Source organism: Microbacterium immunditiarum (assembly GCF_013409785.1).
GTDB lineage: Bacteria > Actinomycetota > Actinomycetes > Actinomycetales > Microbacteriaceae > Microbacterium > Microbacterium immunditiarum.
Window position 1 is genome coordinate 2,989,795 of record NZ_JACCBV010000001.1, and the last position, 17,602, is coordinate 3,007,396.

Here is a 17,602-nt window from a genome sequence, read left to right on the forward strand (position 1 = left end):
GCGTGTTTCGTCATGTTCCTCGAGTGCGCCCGTCGGCACCCCGGCTGCGGAACCGGGACCGCAGACCCGCGGCGCCCTCGATCTGTTGCGCTGGTCCCTCTTTCGCATACAGTCGCGGCGGGGGCGATGACGTGCCGGTGAACGATCTGCCGCGCGCGCGTCTCGACGACGCACGCGCACTGCTCGCGCGCGCGTTCGCCTCCGACCCTGTCTTCACGACATCCTTCGGCGGTGGAGCCGACGAGGCGAGCCGCTCGGGAGTGCGCCTCGCCTCGTTCGTGCTCGCGATGACCCGGATCCTGAGTGGGCGTCGGCGCATGGTGACCGAGGACGGACGGCTTGTCGGGGTGGCCCTGACCCAGGTACCGCTGGGGCGCCTCGCCCGCCTGCTGCGACTGCCGGTCGTGGGCGCGCGATTCGTGCCCGTCGCCGTGGCTGTGCGCCCCAGAGTCCTGCGGCGGCTGCGCGACTACGACCGCCGCTGTCGCGCACTCGCGCCGCGCACCCCGCACCACACGCTCACGATGGTGGGCGTGCGAGACGAGGCGCGGGGCGCAGGCCACGGCAGGCGCCTGATCGAGGACGCGATCGCGATGGCGGAGGCCGACCCCGGCTCGAGCGGCATCGGGCTCGACACCGAGAACCCTGCGAACGTCGCACTCTACGAGCACCTCGGATTCCACCTGCTCGGCGTGGTCGACATGGGAGCCTTTCGTGCGCACGTCATGTTCCACCCGACCTCCGGCGCGGAGGGGCGCGAACATGCGCCCCGCCGCGCAGCGGGCTAGCGTGGGTCTGTGACCCCCGAGCTGCCGTACGGGACCTGGCCCTCGCCCATCACCGCCGAATCGGTCGCCGCCGCGTCGCCGCGCATCGAAGGCGCACGGTTCGTCGACGGCGAGGTGTGGTGGGGCGAGACCGTCCCGGCCGAGGGCGGCCGCACGACCGTGCGCCGACGCCTCGCGTCCGGAGCGGTCGAGGAGGTGCTGCCGGCGCCGTGGAACGCGCGCTCGGGCGTGCACGAGTACGGCGGCGGCGCGTGGACCGCGCTCGACGGCGGTCGCCTCGCGTTCGTCGAGAAGCAGGATCAGCGCGTGTGGCTGCTGGCTCCGGGCGAGCCTCCGCGTCCGCTCACACCCGCCGCGGGCGACGTCCGCTACGGGGGGCTCACGTGGCAGGAGGGCCGGCTGCTCGCGGTCCGCGAAGACCACGACGGGCGCCGCCGCCCGCGGCGAGACCTCGTGGCGATCTCGACGGACGACGACCCCGAGGTCACCGACCTCGTGGCCGACAGCGACTTCCTCGCGCAGCCCGCGCTGTCGCCCGGCGGCCATCACCTCGCGTGGATCGCGTGGAACCACCCTGCGATGCCGTGGGACCGAACCGAGCTGCGGGTCGGCCGCATCGAAGACGGCACGGTCGCCGAGTGGGCGACGGTGTCGCCGGATGCCGCGACCGCCCCACTGCAGCCGGTGTGGCTCGACGAGGACGACCTGCTCTACGTCGACGATCCGACCGGCCGCTGGAACCTGTGGCGGATGCGCCTGTCCGCCGACCTCGACCACCGCCCCGTGTCGCCCGCCGACGCCGACACCGGCGGCCCGCTGTGGACGCTCGGACCGCGGTGGTACGCGCGGATCGACGGCGGCCGCGTCGTCGCGGCGCGCACGAACGGGGCGGACGAGCTCGCCGTCATCGACCTCGAGTCCGGTGAGGCGACCCCGCTCCCCTGTCCGGCGATCGCGGGGGTGAGCGTCGAGGACGCATCGGGGTCGCGGGTGCTCGTCTCGGGCGCAGGAACGGATGCCCCGGCGGGGCTGTGGCTGGTCGACGCCGACCGACCGGGCGAGATCGTGACGGTGAGCGGCGGCTCCACCCCGTGGGACGCCGAGTGGAACCCGCGTGCGGTCCCGGTCACCTACGACGGCCCCCACGGGCCCGTGCACGCCTTCGCGTATCCCCCGACGAACCCCGATCACACCGCGCCCGCGGGCGAGAAGCCTCCGTACATCGTGTTCGTGCACGGCGGTCCGACGTCGCACGTCGGGGGCGCGGCATCCGCCAAGATCGGGTACTGGACCAGTCGCGGAATCGGCGTGATCGACGTCAACTACGGCGGGTCGTCCGGCTACGGCCGCGCGTACCGCGAGCGCCTCCTCGGCCAGTGGGGCGTCGTCGACGTCGACGACGTCGTGGCGGCCGTGCGCGGCCTCGCCGATGCGGGACTGGCCGACCCCGACCGCCTCGCGATAGCGGGTGGCTCGGCGGGCGGCTGGACCGTGCTGTGCGCTCTCTACCGAAGCGACGTGTTCGGCGCGGGAATCAGCCGCTACGGCGTCGCGGATCTGCGCGCGCTCGCGCGCGACACGCACGACTTCGAGTCGCGCTACCTCGACGGCATGGTGGGCCCGCTGCCCGAGGCCGAGGAGCTGTACCTCGAGCGCTCCCCGCTCTCGCACCTCGACCGGCTCACGACGCCACTGCTCATCGAGCAGGGCCTCGAGGACCGCGTCGTCCCCCCGTCGCAATCCGAGGCGCTGCGGAACGCCCTCGCCGAGAAGGGCGTGCCGCACGCGTACCTCCCGTTCGAGGACGAGGGCCACGGGTTCCGGCGCGCCGAGACGATCGTGCGCACGCTCGAAGCCGAGCTCAGCTTCCTCGGGCAGGTCTTCGGGTTCGACCCGCCCGGCGTCGAGCGGCTCGAGCTCGACTGAGGCGACGGAACGCGCTCGGCTTCGACCGCCCAGCCCTCAGGCTCGGGCATACGGTGCGAGCCTCGACGCGAGGAGGGCGCCCACGCGTGCGTGCAGCAGCGTGCCCTCCTCCTCGTGATCCTGCGACAGGATGATGCCCTGCTCGTGGACGGCCGACACGAGGTCGCCGCGGTCGTACGGCACGAGCGCGCGCACCTCGACCTCGGGGAGCGGGAGCGCCTCCTCGATCGCGGCGCGCAGTTCGGCGATGCCCTCACCGGTGCGCGACGACACGAAGAGCGACTTCGGCTCGAGGCCGCGCAGGAGCATCCGCGTGTCGTCGTCGACGAGGTCGGCCTTGTTGAACACGACGATCTCGGGGATGTCGCGCGCGCCGACATCGCCGATCACGTCTCGCACGGTCGCGAGCTGCGCCGCGGGGTCGGGGTGCGAGCCGTCGACGACGTGGAGGATCACATCGGCGTGGCCGACCTCCTCGAGCGTGGAGCGGAATGCCTCGACGAGCTGGTGCGGCAGGTTCCGCACGAAGCCCACGGTGTCGGTCAGCGTGTACACGCGGCCATCGGAGGTCTCGGACCGCCGCACGGTCGCGTCGAGCGTCGCGAACAGGGCGTTCTCGACGAGCACTCCCGCGCTCGTGAGCCGGTTCAGCAGCGACGACTTGCCGGCGTTCGTGTAGCCGGCGATCGCGACCGACGGCACGGTGTTCCGCTTGCGCTCGGCGCGCTTCGCCTCACGGGCGGGCGCGAAGTCGCGGATCTGGCGGCGCAGCTGCGCCATGCGAGTCCGGATGCGGCGGCGATCGAGCTCGATCTTCGTCTCACCGGGTCCGCGTGAGCCCATGCCCGCGCCGCCCGCACCCACCTGGCCACCGGCCTGACGGCTCATCGACTCACCCCAGCCGCGCAGTCGCGGGAGGAGGTACTCGAGCTGGGCGAGCTCGACCTGCGCCTTGCCCTCGCGGCTCTTCGCGTGCTGGCTGAAGATGTCGAGGATCACCGTCGTGCGGTCGATGACCTTGACCTTCACGACGTCTTCGAGCGCACGGCGCTGGCTGGGCGCGAGCTCGGTGTCGGCGATGACCGTGTCCGCCCCGACCGCGGCGACGATGTCGTGCAGCTCGTGTGCCTTGCCGCGGCCGACGTAGGTGGCCGGATCCGGATGCGGCCGGCGCTGCAGCACACCGTCGAGCACGACCGCACCCGCGGTCTCGGCAAGGGCGGCGAGCTCGCGCAGCGAGTTCTCGGCATCCTCCTGCGCGCCCTGCGGGTGCACGCCCACGAGCACGACGTTCTCGAGGCGCAGCTGCCGGTACTCGACCTCGGTGACGTCTTCGAGCTCCGTCGACAGACCCGGGACGCGGCGCAGCGCGGCGCGCTCCTCGCGGTCCCATTGGTCGCCGTCGGTGTCGATCTGCGCGACCGTGGCCTCGTCCTGCAGCGCCTGCGCGGCGCCGAAGACACGAACCCCGGACCGCGCTTCGGCGCGCGAGAGCACCCTGTCGACGGGGTCGACGAGGGTCTCTTCGGTGCTTCGGGGTGTCGTGGTGTCGGTCATTCGTTCCTCTCGTGGAGCCTGTGCCGAGGCATCCGTAAACTCTACGCTTTCGGGGTGGACGGGGTCACCCGGTACGCTCGCTCCATGTCGAGCGATCACTACTTCAGTGCGTCGCCGGCGAGCGCCGAGAATCTGCGACGCATCCGGGTCACACTTGCCGGTCGCGACGTCGAGGTCACGACCGCCGCGGGTGTGTTCAGCCCCGATCACATCGACTCCGGGACGAGCGTGCTTCTCGCGAACACGCCGCCACCGCCGCCCGGCGGCGACTTTCTGGACTTGGGATGCGGATGGGGCCCGATCGCGTTGAGCCTCGCACTGCAGTCGCCTCACGCCACCGTGTGGGCCGTCGACGTGAACGAGCGGGCTCTCGACCTCGTGCGGCGCAATGCGGAGTCGCTGGGACTCGAGAACGTCAACGCGGCGCTGCCCGACGATGTTCCCGAGGACGTCGCGTTCCGCACGATCCGGTCGAATCCGCCCATCCGCGTCGGCAAGAACCAGCTGCACGGGCTGTTGGAGCGCTGGATCCCGCGGCTCGCGGAGCGCAGCGATGCGTGGCTCGTCGTGCAGCGCAACCTCGGGTCGGACTCGCTGCAGCGCTGGCTCGCCGCGACCTTCGACCAGGGCTACAGCGTGCACCGCGCGGCGACGGCCCGCGGATTCCGCGTGATCCGCGTCCGGCGGCACGGGACGCCGCCGACCGAGCCGATCGACCTGACCTGAGCGGCACGCCGTTCTCAGGCCTCGAGCCCTCCCGGATGCCTCAGGCCAGCGACACCTCGCCCGAGAACACGAGCGTGGCCGGCCCCGACAGCAGCACGTGCTCGCCGTCGGCGTCGCGACGCACGCGCACCCCGAGCGTCCCGCCTGGAACGTCGACCGACCAGCGGTCGGGCGCCGCCTCACCGGCCCAGTGGTGCACGGCGAGCGCGGCCGCGGCGACGCCGGTCCCGCAGCTGAGAGTCTCGCCCACGCCGCGCTCGAAGACGCGCATGCGGATCGATCCGACGCCGTCGCGCACGAGCGGGTCGCTCGGGACGACGAACTCGATGTTCGCGCCGTGCGGTGGCGGCGGGTCGAGCACCGGCTGCACGGTGAGGTCGAGTCCGTCGAGCTCGCGCGACGAGCCGAGCGCGACGACGATGTGCGGGTTGCCCACGTCGATGCCCTGCCCGGGTCGCGCGACATCGAGCCCGCGAGCGCGCACGAGCGCGTCGGCATCCGTCCGCCACACGCCGAGGTCGACCTCGAAGCCGTTGGCAGCCGTCGTCACCGTCTTGACGCCCGCCCGCGTGCCGATGGGCAGCGTTCCGCCGTCCGGCAGCGACGCGAAGCCCGCCTGCAGCAGGTAGCGCGCGAACACGCGCATGCCGTTGCCGCACATCTCGGCCTTCGACCCGTCGGCGTTGCGGTAGTCCATGAACCACTCGGCCTCGGGCGTCGAGGCGCCCTCCTCGGTCGCGGACGAGCGCACGACCCGCAGGATGCCGTCCGCGCCGATGCCGAAGCGTCGATCGCACAGTGCGGCGACCTGGTCGTCGCTGAGGTCGAGGTCGCCATCGGGGTCGGCGACGATGACGAAGTCGTTGCCGGTGCCGTGGCCCTTCGTGAACGGGATGAGCGGCATCCCTCAATCCTAGGGTCGCGCCGTCAGGCGTCGGCGATGAGGCGCTTGCCGGTCGACCAGATCTCGAAGGGTTCGTACCCGAGGGCGTCGTAGAAGCCTCGAGCCCCCTCGTTGTCGGGTCGCACCATGAGCTGCACCTTCGGGCAGCCCATCGCCTCCAGCCGTCGCTCCGCCTCGCCGACCAGCGCGCGTCCGATGCCCGCTCCGCGGTGTGCGGGGTCGCTCGCGAGGTAGTAGAGCCACCCGCGGTGGCCGTCGTATCCCGCCATGACGGAGCCGACGACGGCATCTGCGTCGACCGCGACGAGGAACAGCTCGGGCTGCACCTGAAGCTTGCGCTCGATGTCCTTGCGCGGGTCGTTCCACGGACGGGTGAGGCCTGCGGCGTGCCACAGGGAGACGACGGATTCGGTGTCGCGGCGCTCGAACGGGCGGATGCGGATGCTCACTCCGTCCACTCTGCCAGGGTCGCGGCATCCGTCCCGGCGTCTGCCCACAGCACCCCCGCGTACCGGCGGAACCACGACACCTGCCGGCGCGCGTAGCGCCGCGTGAGGGCCTGGGTCTCGGCGATGGCCTCGGCCTCGGTGGCCTCGCCCTTCAGCTGCGCGAGCGCCTGCGCGTAGCCGATCGCGCGGCGCGCCGTGACCCCGCGTTCGAGGCCCCGCTCGCGCAGGCGCTCGACCTCGTCGACGAGCCCGGCCCGCCACATGCCCTCGACGCGAGCGTCGAGACGGACCACGAGCTCGTCGCGGGGCACCTGCACGCCGATGATGCGGGTCGACGGATGCCACAGCACCGGCTCATCCGGAAGCGCGGCGCCGTGCGTCGCCTCGCCCTGCGCGAGCACCTCGAGCGCACGGACGATGCGCCGGCCGTTGCGCGGGTCCATGCGCTCGGCCGTGCGCGGGTCGAGATCCCGCAGTCGCGCGTAGAGGAGTCCCGGCCCGTGCTCGGCGAGCTCGGCCTCGAGTCTCGCCCGGAGCTCGTCGTCGTGCGGCGGGAAGCGGAAGTCGAACACGACGCTCGACACGTAGAGCCCCGACCCGCCGACGAGGATCGCGTCGGCGCCGCGATCGTGGATGTCGCGGATCGCCGCGCGGGCGGCCTCCTGGTACCACGCGACGGCGGCTTCGTCGGTGACATCGAGGACGTCGAGCAGGTGATGACGGATGCCCCGCCGCTCCCCCTCGGGAAGCTTCGCCGTGCCGATGTCCATGCCGCGGTACAGCTGCATCGCATCGGCGTTGACGATCTCAGCCGGGCGTCCGCGCGCGGCGAGCGTCTCGGCGAGGTCGAGCGACAGCGCCGTCTTGCCGGTGCCGGTCGCGCCGACGACCACCCACAGGGTCGGTTCGCTGCTCGTGGACATCTCGCGCTGTCGATTCCCTCACTCGTGCCCGTGATGCGCGGGCGCGCTCGCACGAAACGGTAGCGCGAACGCGCGCCGCTCTCGCTGTGCCCGGGCCGAGTTAGACGCCGATGCGGAGCGTCGGCAGGCCGAGCGAGACGGCTCGCGGCGCGCCGGCTTCGCCCGCGGGCGCCGGGATGCCGCAGGACTCCGCCTGCGAGCGATCCCACGCGTCGCCCGCGCGGGTGCGCCGGATGCGCAGCGGCGCGCCGTCGGGCGCGTCGGCGAGAAGGTGGAACGGGGCCGCGTGCGTGACGGTGACGCTCACGACGTCGCCCGGTCGCGGCGTGGGCGAGCCCGCGGGGATCTCGAAGTGGACGAGCCGGTTGTCTTCGGCGCGGCCCGTGAGGCGGTGGGTCTCAGCGTCCTTCTTGCCCTCGCCGGTCGAGACGAGCACCTCGAGCGTGCGCCCGAGCTGCTTCTGGTTCTCTTCGAGCGAGATGCGCTCCTGCAGCGCGATGAGCCGGTCGTAGCGCTCCTGCACGACGGACTTCGGCACCTGGTCGGGCATCGTGGCGGCGGGTGTGCCCTCGCGGATCGAGTACTGGAACGTGAACGCGCTCGCGAACCGCGCCTGCTCGACGACGCGCATCGTCTCTTCGAAGTCCTCGTCGGTCTCGCCGGGGAACCCGACGATGATGTCGGTCGAGATCGCGGCATCCGGCATCTTCGCCCGCACCCGATCGAGGATGCCGAGGAAGCGGTCGCTGCGGTACGAGCGGCGCATGGCGCGCAGGATGCGGTCGCTGCCCGACTGCAGCGGCATGTGCAGCTGCGGCATGACGGCGGGCGTCTCGGCCATCGCGTCGATGACGTCGTCGGTGAAGGCGGCGGGGTGCGGACTCGTGAAGCGGATGCGCTCGAGCCCTTCGATCTCGCCCGCCGCGCGCAGCAGCTTGCCGAACGCCTGGCGGTCGCCGAACTCGACGCCGTACGAGTTGACGTTCTGGCCGAGCAGGGTGACCTCGATCGCGCCATCCTCGACGAGCAGGCGGATCTCGTTGAGGATGTCGCCGGGCCGGCGGTCCTTCTCCTTGCCGCGCAGGCTCGGGACGATGCAGAAGGTGCACGTGTTGTTGCAGCCGACCGAGATCGACACCCAACCGCTGTAGATGCTGTCGCGTTTCGTCGGGAGCGTGGAGGGGAAGACCTCGAGCGATTCGAGGATCTCGAGCTCGGCCTCGCCGTTGTGTCGGGCGCGCTCGAGCAGGGTCGGCAGCGACCCCATGTTGTGCGTGCCGAACACGACGTCGACCCACGGGGCCTTCTCGAGCACGGCCTGCTTGTCCATCTGCGCGAGGCAGCCGCCAACGGCGATCTGCATGCCCTCGTGGCGGTCCTTGCGGGACTTGAGGTGCCCGAGCGTGCCGTACAGCTTGCCGGCGGCGTTGTCGCGCACCGCGCACGTGTTGATCACGACGATGTCGGCCTCTGCGCCGGCATCCGCGCGGACGTAACCCGCGCTCTCGAGAGAACCCGAGAGGCGCTCGGAGTCGTGCACGTTCATCTGGCAGCCGAAGGTGCGGACTTCGTACGTGCGCACGCGACCATCCGTGCCCACGGCCGCGGGCGACGGCACGATGAGCGTCGGCGTGGAGGAAGGGAAGGTCATGATGGCGTCATTCTACGAGCCGGGGCTGGGAGGTCGGCCCGTCGGGCGGCCCGGTCGGCAGACTGATCAGCGGATGCGGGCGCGGATGCGCAGTGCAGAGAGAGCAGCGAAGGCCACGATCATCGCCACGAGGATCCCGATGATGAGGGCGGTGGGGACAGTCCAGTCCTCGACGATCGCGTCGATGCCGAAGTAGTGGCGGAGGAACTCATCGGCCTCCGGGTGGCCGCCCGTCACCGCGGGCAGGGTCTCGGCGGTGAACTGACGACGCAGAAGCACACCCGCCTGGGCGATCGGAAGCGAATTGAGGAGGTTGCCCACGACGGCCGGAAGAAGCCCGATCGGCAGGTACGCGGCGGCGATGAACCCGAGCAGCGTGCCCATGATCGTCGAGAGCGCCGCGAACGCCCCCGCCGTGCCGACGAACGACACGATGAACGAGTTGAGCGCGGTGAAGGCGAGGCAGCAGAGCACCACCACGCCGACCGAGCCCAGTATCGCCGCGGGATCGAGCCACACGCCGCGGAGGATGCCGAGGTAGAGCACGCTCACGACGAGCACGGCGAGCGACATGATCAGCGACACCGTCGCAGCCGAGACGAGGTAGCCGAGCACGAGCTGGCCACGGCGGATCGGAGCGACGAGAAAGTCCCGGAAGCGGCCGCTCTCACCGTCGTCCACGAGCGCCGCCATCGACCCCAGCCCGGTCGTGATCGTCGTGATCAGCACGATCCCCGCGAACATCCAGCTGTCGACGAATGCCTGGACGTCCTCGGTCGCCACGCCGGGGAGCGACTGCGCGACGCCCTGTGTCTGCACGTTGCCGAGGAACAGCACGTACAGCCCGAAGAGGATGAGCGCACCGAGGAGCGAGAAGAAGACGTTCGCGCGGTCGCGGAAGAAGATCCGGAGGTTGCGCCCGACAAGCGAGAGCACGGTGTTCACGAGGCCTCCTCCGCCGGGGCGTGGGCGCTGTCGCTCTCATGTCCGGTCACGGCCAGGAACACGTCATCCATGCTTCCGTGCCGGAACTCGAAATCGAGCACGGCGTCGCCGAGAGCTGCCAGGATCTCGCGTGCTGCGCCGGCGTCGTCGATGGCCAGTCGCGTCACCTCGCCGTCCACCTCGGGGTCGATGCCCCGCTGCTCGGCGATCGCGCGGAGCGCGGCCGGGTCGTCGGTCGTGATCGACAGGATGCTGCGGCTGTGCCGTTCGCGCAGTTGCGCAGGGGTGCCCTGCGCGACGACCCGCCCTCGATCGATGATGCAGACGTCGTCGGCCTCTTCGGTCTCTTCGAGGTAGTGCGTCGTGAGGAACACGGTGAGGCCGACCTGCCGGCGCAGTTCTCCGATCGTCGCCCACACGGCGTTGCGGCTCGCCGGGTCCAAACCTGCGGTCGGCTCGTCGAGGAAGACGATCTCGGGGCGATGCAGCAGTGCGCGCGCGATGTCGACACGACGCCGTTCACCTCCGGAGAGCGTCCTGTAACGGCGGTCGAGGAACTCGCCGATCTCGATCAGCGTCGCGAGCTCGGCGATGCGGGCGTCGGCCGTGCGCCGGTCGAGATGCGAGAGACTCGCCCTCAGGCGCAGGTTCTCGCGCGATGTGAGAGTCGGGTCGAGCACGGAATCCTGGAAGACCACGCCGATGCGAGTGCGAACGGCCGCCGCTTCTCGCACCACGTCGAGGCCCGCGACGCGCGCGCTCCCGCCGTCCGGCACAAGCAGCGTCGTCAGGCAGTTGATCGTCGTGGATTTGCCTGCGCCGTTCGTCCCGACGAACGCGAAGACGCTGCCGTCCGGCACGGCGATGGTGAGGTCGTCCACGGCCATGACCGCACCGAATCGCTTGGTCAGACCGTCGACCTCGATCGCCATCGCTCTCCCGTCCGGATGGTCTGCATTCTTGGAGCCTCGGGCTTGTTGTGTGTGGGGAGAATCCGGCTGAGAGCGCCTCAGCGGAATCGGACGCCGTTCGGAGCGGAGGGCGACTCGTCGAGAGCCATCCGCGCGGCGGTCAGAGAGACCGAGCCGTACCCCCGGCGCGCCAGCTGCCCGGCGAGCCGGCGCAGGGCGGTGTCGCGGTCGACCCCCTCGAGCGAGCGCGCTTTCGTCCGCGCGAACTCGAGCGCACGTTCGAGGTCGTCGTCGGGCAGCGCTGCCAGCGCCGCGTCTGCGATCTCGCGCGGGATGCCGCGCTTGGCGAGCGTCTGCGCGATGACACGTCTCCCCTGCCCCTTGCGATCTACCCCGGCATGGATCAGCTGCTCGGCGAGCGCTGCGTCGTCGAGGTACCCGTACTCGCGCATCGAAGCGAGCACGTCCTCGGCCGCGGCGTCATCGAGTCCGTGCCCCACGAGGACGCCTCGCGCTTCGGACTCGGACAGCGACCGTGTGCGCAGCTTCTTGAGCAAGGCCTTCTCGGCGAGACCGGCGTCGGCCGCACGATCGTCGTCGGGATCGCGGTCGTCGGCTGGGGTGGACTCCTCCTCCGCGCGACTGGTCACCCAGGTCGGGTGCCACGCGGCATCCGCCTCGACGTCGCCGCGCGCGGCTTCGGGCTCAGGTTGCGGCGCGGGAGCTGCGGTGCGCCCACCGAACAGGGGGATGACGGGGGCGAGCCCGCCGTCGGCCTCAGCCGAGCGCCGCTCGCCCCCGTCGTCAGCGAACCGGACCATCACGCCGGGCGACGTGCCGCCAGGTCGTCCACAGGCGCCTCGACCGCGCCCTTGGCGACGCCGATGCCCAGCTTGGCCTTGATCTTGGACTCGATCTCGGCCGCGACGTCTTCGTTCTTGAGCAGGAAGTTGCGCGCGTTCTCCTTGCCCTGGCCGAGCTGCTCGCCGTCGTACGTGTACCACGCGCCCGACTTCTTGACGATGCCGTGCTCGACGCCGAAGTCGATGAGGCTTCCCTCGCGCGAGATCCCGACGCCGTAGAGGATGTCGAACTCGGCCTGCTTGAACGGCGGCGCCATCTTGTTCTTGACGACCTTGACGCGCGTGCGGTTCCCGACCGCTTCGGTCCCGTCCTTCAGGGTCTCGATACGACGGATGTCGAGACGCACCGAAGCGTAGAACTTGAGCGCCTTACCACCGGCCGTGGTCTCGGGCGAGCCGAAGAACACGCCGATCTTCTCGCGCAGCTGGTTGATGAAGATCGCCGTCGTCTTGGTCTGGTTGAGGCCACCGGTCAGCTTGCGCAGCGCCTGCGACATGAGGCGCGCCTGCAGGCCGACGTGCGAGTCGCCCATCTCGCCCTCGATCTCGGCCTTCGGGACGAGGGCCGCCACCGAGTCGATCACCACGAGGTCGATCGCGCCGGAGCGGATCAGCATGTCGGCGATCTCGAGCGCCTGCTCACCCGTGTCGGGCTGCGAGACGAGCAGCTGGTCGATGTCGACGCCCAGCTTCTGCGCGTAGTCGGGGTCGAGTGCGTGCTCCGCGTCGATGAACGCCGCGATGCCGCCGGCACGCTGGACGTTGGCGATCGCGTGGAGCGTGAGGGTCGTCTTACCGGACGACTCAGGTCCGTAGATCTCGATGATCCGGCCTCGGGGAAGCCCGCCGACGCCGAGGGCGACGTCGAGGGCGATCGAGCCGGTGGGGATGACCTCGACCGGAGCACGTTCGTCGCTGCCCAGTCGCATGACCGAGCCCTTCCCGAACTGCCGATCGATCTGCGCGAGGGCCGATTCGAGGGCCTTCTCGCGGTCGGCGGGTGATGGCATCGCATGCTCCTTCTGGTCGCGGTCCGTCGCCTGTAGGCTGTCGCGCTCTGCCCGGGGCGGGCTCGATGCTGCGACAAGGCGTGTGGTGTCGTGGACGGGTTCCACGCTAGGGAGGGCTTCCGACATGCGGCTCACGCCCCTCTCGATCCGTGGACAGACGCCCGATCGACACCAGCTGTGCAGGAGCCTACGCTCACATCGAACGGATCTTCGATCCGACACGCCGCGCCGTGACCAGCAATGCGAAACGCTCACCGGCAGATGCTGGTGGGCGTTCGACGAAGATTCGAGATCAGCGACGTCGAGGCTCGAGCCGTCCGACGCCGTAGCGGCGCTCGGGCGGCACGTCCATCTCCTCGCACACGGCGAGCCATACGTCGCGCGCCGGAACGCCGGCCTCGAGCGCCTCGTTCGCCGTGCGGTCGCCGACGCCGGTCAGCACGAGGTCCGTGAGGATCGCTCCCGCCCGGGGACCGAACTCGTGCGCGACGGCGCGCTCGAACTCGCTCAAGCGCATGACACTCCCCGGCTGATCGTGGGCCTGCTCGATGAAGCTCTCAGCGCAGCGACAGCTCGGGTCCGACCTCGGCCATCAGGTCGTCGGGCACCACGTCGGGGAAGGTCTGCAGGCCCTCGAGGACCGAGATGCGATCGCCGACTTCGCGCATGATCGTCGAGATGGGAACGTCGAGTGCGTCGGCGACCGACGCAAGGATCTCGCTCGACGCCTCCTTCTGACCCCGCTCGACCTCGCTGAGGTATCCGAGCGCGACGCTTGCGCGGCTCGCGACCTGACGGAGGGTACGGCCCTTCTGCTGGCGGAAATCACGCAGGACTTCGCCGATCTCGTGACGTACAAGGATCATGTCCGGCCCCTCCTCACTTCGGATCCCACCGTGTCCGGGTGGACAACAGTACAACAGCGACTGTGCTCAATCTAATCCCGCGCGCTGTGGAATGGGTGGGAATCGCCGAATGTAACCGACACGCAACACGAGTTATTCCCGCATTGTGCAATCACTCGGATGCGCCTGCCGCAGCATCCGAACCGTCCACGCATTCGCGCGCGAGGCGCAGCGCGCCACCCGCCGTCGCCGCCCGGATCTCGGCGCGGCCACCCTCCAGGAAGAGCGCCTCGACACGCGTCTCGACGGGTGTCGCGACCGCGATGAACGCCGTTCCGACGGCCTGCCCGTCCTGCGGATCCGGGCCCGCGACGCCCGTCGTGGCGATGCCCACATCGGCGGGGATGCCGTCTCGTCCGGCCGCCACGCGCACCCCCTCCGCCATCTGCCGCGCCACCTCGGGATGCACCGCTCCACTGCTCGCGAGGAGGTCGGCGTCGACCCCGAGGAGAGAGTGCTTGAGGTCGGTGGCATACGCGACCACTCCCCCGCGCAGCACGGCGGAGGCGCCCGGCACGGAGACGAGCGTCGCCAGGACGAGCCCACCCGTGAGCGACTCGGCGACGGCGAGCGACCATCCCCGTGCGGCGACCGCGGTCAGCAGCGCCCGGGCCGCCTCGTCCGGCGTGGACGAGTCCCCGCCGGCGCGACCGCTCACGAAGACGCCCTCTTCCTGCGGGCGCCACGCACCTCGCTCACGACGTAGTCGATGCCGCTCGCGATCGTGAGGATGACCGCGATCCACATCGTGACGATGTTGACCCAGAAGATCCACTCCCCGACGACCGTCCACAGCGGCAGCAGCGCGAGCGAGAGGGCGACGGCCTGCGCGACCGTCTTGAGCTTGCCCATCCACGCGGCGGCCAGCACATGGTCGCTGACGACGATGAAGCGGTAGATCGTGATGCCGACTTCGCGCACGAGGATGACGATCGTGACCCACCACGGGAGCTCGCCGAGGATCGAGAGGCCGATGAACGCAAAGCCCGTGAGCACCTTGTCGGCGATCGGGTCGAGCAGCTTGCCGAGGTCGGTGACGATGTTGTGACGGCGGGCGAGGTATCCGTCGACGCCGTCGGTCGCGATCGCGACGATGAACAGCGCCGCCGCCCACCAGCGCAGCGCGCCGTCGGCACCGCCGTCGACCAGGAGCATCCAGAGGGAGACCGGCGCCAGCAGGATCCGCACGATCGTGATCGTGTTGGGAAGCTGTCGGGGGATCGCCATGGCCCGAGCCTATCGGGGATGCCGGAAGCGCCCCGCGGCATCACCCCGCGGTGTGCGTCGCTCCCCGACCGGGCTCAGTCGCGCCCTGTGAGCCCCCATGCGTCCTCGTCACCGCCGGCCTCCGCGGTGGGGTGCCCGTCGTACTGACGGTCGACCGCGTCGCCGGCGTATCGAGCGTCGGCTTCGGGATCCGTTCCGCCGCCGGCGGCCGGTTCGTCGGGGACATCCTCGCCGCGGAGCCGCGCGAGCACCGTGGGCAGCTGCTCGACGGTCACGAGGACGTCCCGCGCCTTCGAACCCTCGGACGGGCCGACGATCTCGCGCGACTCGAGCAGGTCCATGAGGCGCCCGGCCTTCGCGAAGCCGACCCGCAGTTTGCGCTGCAGCATCGAGGTCGAGCCGAACTGCGACGACACGACGAGCTCCGCCGCGGCGAGCAGCAGGTCGAGGTCGTCTCCGATGTCGGCATCGACCTCCTTCTTCGCCGCTGCCGCCTGCACATCCGGCCGGTACTCGGGGAGCGCCTGGCCCTTCACGTGCGCGACGACCTTCTCGATCTCGGCCTCGCTCACCCAGGCGCCCTGGACGCGGAGCGCTTTCGACGAGCCCATCGGAAGGAACAGGCCGTCGCCCTGGCCGATCAGACGGTCGGCGCCCGGCTGGTCGAGGATGACGCGCGAGTCGGTGACGCTCGTGACCGCGAAAGCGAGACGCGACGGCACGTTCGCCTTGATGAGGCCGGTCACCACATCGACGCTCGGGCGCTGCGTCGCGAGCACGAGGTGGATGCCGCTCGCGCGGGCGAGCTGCGTGATGCGGACGATCGACTCCTCGACGTCGCGCGGGGCGACCATCATGAGGTCGGCGAGCTCGTCGACGACGACGAGCAGATACGGGTAGGGCTTGAGCACCCGCTCGCTGCCCGTGGGAACCTGCACCTCGCCCGCGCGCACCGCGCGGTTGAAGTCGTCGATGTGGCGGAAGCCGAACGACGCGAGGTCGTCGTACCGCATGTCCATCTCCTTCACGACCCACTGCAGAGCCTCGGCGGCCTTCTTGGGGTTGGTGATGATGGGCGTGATGAGGTGCGGAACGCCCGCGTAGTGCGTGAGCTCGACCCGCTTGGGGTCGATGAGCACCATGCGCACCTCGGACGGCTTGGCGCGCATGAGCAGGCTCGTGATCATCGAGTTCACGAAGCTCGACTTGCCCGAGCCGGTGGAGCCCGCGACGAGCAGGTGGGGCATCTTCGCGAGGTTCGCGACGACGTAGCCGCCGCCGACGTCCTTGCCGACGCCGATGGTCATCGGATGCGTCGACCGCTGCGCCGCGTCGGATCGCAGCACATCGCCCAGCGTCACGATCTCGCGGTCGGTGTTCGGGATCTCGACGCCGATCGCGCTCTTGCCCGGGATCGGCGCGAGGATGCGCACCTCGTTCGAGGCGACGGCGTACGCGATGTTGTTCGTCAGCGCCGTGATGCGCTCGACCTTGACGCCCGGGCCGAGCTCGATCTCGTACTGGGTGACGGTCGGCCCGCGCGAGAACCCGGTCACGCGCGCGTCGACCTGGAACTGGTCGAGCACGCCCGTGATCGCCCGCACGGTGTCGTCGTTGGCTTGTGAGCGCGCCTTGTGCGGCGTCCCCGCCGCGAGCGACGTCACGGAGGGCAGGCGGTACGGAGCAGACGGCGGCCTGCGCGGACCGTCGCCCCCGAGCCCCGAGAGCCCGGGCAGCGTTCCGTCGTCGTGCTGCGCGAAGGAGTCGTCGACGAGCGCGGTTCCGCCCTTGCCGGGCGCCGGGACGTGCGGCGCCGACGGCACGATGACCTCGGTCACGGCATCCGGCATCACCGGAGGTGCGATCGCCTGCTCGAACCCGCCCTCGGATGCGCCCGGCGGCAGGAGCTCGGTCAGGTTGCGCGAGCTCGACCCGACGTCGGGGTCCTTCTCTCTGCCGGTCCTGTTGCGACGCCACCACGGCAGCGACGGGTCGTCGGACTCGGCCGGGAAGTCGGATGCCGCGTCGCCGGCTGTGCCCGGCTCGGCGTCGAACATCCACGTGTACAGCTCGCCCAGGCGGCGGCCGATGCGGTTCGGCGGCGTCTTCGTGATGATGAGCACGCTCAGCGCAGCCAGCAGCGACAGCACGATGTACGCGCCGATGTCGGTGAGCCCCAGCGCGATCGGCTCGCCGATCATCCAGCCGAAGAGCCCCCCGGCCTCGCTCAGCGCGGGCAGCCCCTCCGGCGGCTGCGGGCGGCCGCCCGCGATGTGGCAGAAGCCCGCGATCGTCCACAGCAGCAGGCCGAAGCCGATGCCGATGCGCCCGTTGTCGTGCACAGAAGACGGATGCCGGAACATCCAGCCGGCGAGCAGCAGGAGCAGCACGGGCAGCACGAACGCCTCGCGACCGACGAGCGCCCCCGCCGTGTAGTCGCTGATCGTGCCCGCGACCTCGTTGCCGATGAAGAACCACTCGACGATCGCGCCCGCGACTGCGAGCAGCACGAGCAGGAGGGGGAAGCCGTCGCGACGCTGCTCCTTCTCGAGAGTCTCGGGTCCGAACGCGCGGAACAGCGCCCCGGTCGCGTGGGCCAGGCCGAGCCACAGGCGCACGATGACCGGAGGCCGCTCGGGATCGCCGACGTACCGACGCGGAGCGGGCGCCGGGCGGGCGGCCTTCGCCCGCGCGTCGGGCTTCGACCCCGCGGAGGACTTCGACGCGCGCGAAGGCGAGCCCTTCGCGGGCGCGCGACCGTTCGTGGTCGGGCTGGAGCTCCTGGCCATAGATTCCACCGTATGCGCGCCGGACGAC

General features: G+C 70.8%; 17 protein-coding genes. 3 read left to right on the forward strand and 14 right to left on the reverse strand.

Features of this window, described 5'->3' with window-relative positions; translation table 11 throughout:
* Positions 1 to 131 precede the first annotated feature (131 nt).
* Both BJ991_RS13970 and BJ991_RS13975 read left to right on the forward strand, forming a co-directional pair.
* Complete coding sequence (locus BJ991_RS13970) at positions 132 to 788, forward strand: GNAT family N-acetyltransferase (RefSeq protein ID WP_179490940.1); 657 nt, start codon at positions 132 to 134, stop codon at positions 786 to 788.
* Between the two features lie 9 nt (positions 789 to 797).
* Entirely contained in the window at positions 798 to 2,714 is a 1,917-nt protein-coding gene (locus BJ991_RS13975; RefSeq protein WP_179490942.1) for a prolyl oligopeptidase family serine peptidase, read from the forward strand.
* A gap of 36 nt (positions 2,715 to 2,750) precedes the next feature.
* On the opposite strand, the gene hflX is transcribed toward BJ991_RS13975, so the two are convergent.
* Complete coding sequence (gene hflX / locus BJ991_RS13980; RefSeq protein ID WP_179490944.1) at positions 2,751 to 4,271, reverse strand: GTPase HflX; 1,521 nt, start codon at positions 4,269 to 4,271, stop codon at positions 2,751 to 2,753.
* Positions 4,272 to 4,355: 84 nt separating this feature from the next.
* Between hflX and BJ991_RS13985 the strand changes: the two genes are divergently transcribed.
* On the forward strand, positions 4,356 to 4,997 hold the full coding sequence (locus tag BJ991_RS13985) for a class I SAM-dependent methyltransferase (protein ID WP_179490946.1): 642 nt from the start codon (positions 4,356 to 4,358) through the stop codon (positions 4,995 to 4,997).
* A 40-nt stretch (positions 4,998 to 5,037) separates the two neighbouring features.
* On the opposite strand, the gene dapF is transcribed toward BJ991_RS13985, so the two are convergent.
* The 13 genes from dapF to BJ991_RS14050 form a co-directional block, all read right to left on the reverse strand.
* Entirely contained in the window at positions 5,038 to 5,901 is an 864-nt protein-coding gene (dapF, locus tag BJ991_RS13990) for a diaminopimelate epimerase (protein ID WP_179490948.1), read from the reverse strand.
* A gap of 23 nt (positions 5,902 to 5,924) precedes the next feature.
* Positions 5,925 to 6,350, reverse strand: coding sequence for a GNAT family acetyltransferase (locus tag BJ991_RS13995; protein ID WP_179490950.1), 426 nt, complete (start codon positions 6,348 to 6,350; stop codon positions 5,925 to 5,927).
* Positions 6,347 to 7,273: a tRNA (adenosine(37)-N6)-dimethylallyltransferase MiaA gene (gene miaA / locus BJ991_RS14000; protein WP_179490952.1), complete on the reverse strand. Its 927-nt coding sequence runs from the start codon at positions 7,271 to 7,273 to the stop codon at positions 6,347 to 6,349. The genes BJ991_RS13995 and miaA overlap by 4 nt, the downstream gene beginning before the upstream one ends.
* A gap of 100 nt (positions 7,274 to 7,373) precedes the next feature.
* The gene (gene miaB / locus BJ991_RS14005) at positions 7,374 to 8,924 is read right to left on the reverse strand and encodes a tRNA (N6-isopentenyl adenosine(37)-C2)-methylthiotransferase MiaB (RefSeq protein ID WP_179490954.1); all 1,551 of its coding nucleotides are present in this window, start codon (positions 8,922 to 8,924) and stop codon (positions 7,374 to 7,376) included.
* Positions 8,925 to 8,990: 66 nt separating this feature from the next.
* Positions 8,991 to 9,869 (reverse strand): ABC transporter permease, encoded by an 879-nt coding sequence (locus BJ991_RS14010; protein WP_179490956.1) that lies wholly within the window; start codon positions 9,867 to 9,869, stop codon positions 8,991 to 8,993.
* Entirely contained in the window at positions 9,866 to 10,801 is a 936-nt protein-coding gene (locus tag BJ991_RS14015) for an ABC transporter ATP-binding protein (protein WP_179490958.1), read from the reverse strand. Before BJ991_RS14015 ends, BJ991_RS14010 begins: the two co-directional genes overlap by 4 nt.
* Positions 10,802 to 10,878: 77 nt before the next feature.
* Positions 10,879 to 11,601 carry a regulatory protein RecX gene (locus tag BJ991_RS14020; RefSeq protein WP_179490960.1) on the reverse strand — a complete coding sequence of 241 codons (723 nt, stop codon included), beginning with the start codon at positions 11,599 to 11,601 and terminating at the stop codon, positions 10,879 to 10,881.
* Positions 11,601 to 12,653, reverse strand: a complete 1,053-nt coding sequence (recA, locus tag BJ991_RS14025) for a recombinase RecA (RefSeq protein WP_179490962.1) — start codon at positions 12,651 to 12,653, stop codon at positions 11,601 to 11,603. The genes BJ991_RS14020 and recA overlap by 1 nt, the downstream gene beginning before the upstream one ends.
* Before the next feature lie 292 nt (positions 12,654 to 12,945).
* Complete coding sequence (locus BJ991_RS14030) at positions 12,946 to 13,170, reverse strand: DUF3046 domain-containing protein (protein ID WP_179490964.1); 225 nt, start codon at positions 13,168 to 13,170, stop codon at positions 12,946 to 12,948.
* A gap of 40 nt (positions 13,171 to 13,210) precedes the next feature.
* Positions 13,211 to 13,519: a helix-turn-helix domain-containing protein gene (locus BJ991_RS14035; RefSeq protein WP_179490966.1), complete on the reverse strand. Its 309-nt coding sequence runs from the start codon at positions 13,517 to 13,519 to the stop codon at positions 13,211 to 13,213.
* A gap of 151 nt (positions 13,520 to 13,670) precedes the next feature.
* Positions 13,671 to 14,216, reverse strand: coding sequence for a nicotinamide-nucleotide amidohydrolase family protein (locus tag BJ991_RS14040; RefSeq protein WP_179490968.1), 546 nt, complete (start codon positions 14,214 to 14,216; stop codon positions 13,671 to 13,673).
* A complete protein-coding gene (pgsA, locus tag BJ991_RS14045; RefSeq protein ID WP_179490970.1) occupies positions 14,213 to 14,785 on the reverse strand; it encodes a CDP-diacylglycerol--glycerol-3-phosphate 3-phosphatidyltransferase in 573 nt (190 codons plus the stop codon). Before pgsA ends, BJ991_RS14040 begins: the two co-directional genes overlap by 4 nt.
* A 74-nt stretch (positions 14,786 to 14,859) precedes the next feature.
* Complete coding sequence (locus BJ991_RS14050) at positions 14,860 to 17,574, reverse strand: DNA translocase FtsK (RefSeq protein ID WP_179490972.1); 2,715 nt, start codon at positions 17,572 to 17,574, stop codon at positions 14,860 to 14,862.
* Between the last annotated feature and the right edge of the window lie 28 nt (positions 17,575 to 17,602).

Coding starts and splice junctions, on each gene's coding strand:
- miaB (WP_179490954.1), bottom strand. CDS start 8,924: ATGACCTTCCCTTCCTCCACGCCGACGCTCATCGTGCCGTCGCCCGCG.
- hflX (WP_179490944.1), bottom strand. CDS start 4,271: ATGACCGACACCACGACACCCCGAAGCACCGAAGAGACCCTCGTCGAC.
- miaA (WP_179490952.1), bottom strand. CDS start 7,273: ATGTCCACGAGCAGCGAACCGACCCTGTGGGTGGTCGTCGGCGCGACC.
- BJ991_RS14030 (WP_179490964.1), bottom strand. CDS start 13,170: ATGCGCTTGAGCGAGTTCGAGCGCGCCGTCGCGCACGAGTTCGGTCCC.
- BJ991_RS13985 (WP_179490946.1), top strand. CDS start 4,356: ATGTCGAGCGATCACTACTTCAGTGCGTCGCCGGCGAGCGCCGAGAAT.
- BJ991_RS14020 (WP_179490960.1), bottom strand. CDS start 11,601: ATGGTCCGGTTCGCTGACGACGGGGGCGAGCGGCGCTCGGCTGAGGCC.
- dapF (WP_179490948.1), bottom strand. CDS start 5,901: ATGCCGCTCATCCCGTTCACGAAGGGCCACGGCACCGGCAACGACTTC.
- pgsA (WP_179490970.1), bottom strand. CDS start 14,785: ATGGCGATCCCCCGACAGCTTCCCAACACGATCACGATCGTGCGGATC.
- BJ991_RS14035 (WP_179490966.1), bottom strand. CDS start 13,519: ATGATCCTTGTACGTCACGAGATCGGCGAAGTCCTGCGTGATTTCCGC.
- BJ991_RS14050 (WP_179490972.1), bottom strand. CDS start 17,574: ATGGCCAGGAGCTCCAGCCCGACCACGAACGGTCGCGCGCCCGCGAAG.
- BJ991_RS14015 (WP_179490958.1), bottom strand. CDS start 10,801: ATGGCGATCGAGGTCGACGGTCTGACCAAGCGATTCGGTGCGGTCATG.
- recA (WP_179490962.1), bottom strand. CDS start 12,653: ATGCCATCACCCGCCGACCGCGAGAAGGCCCTCGAATCGGCCCTCGCG.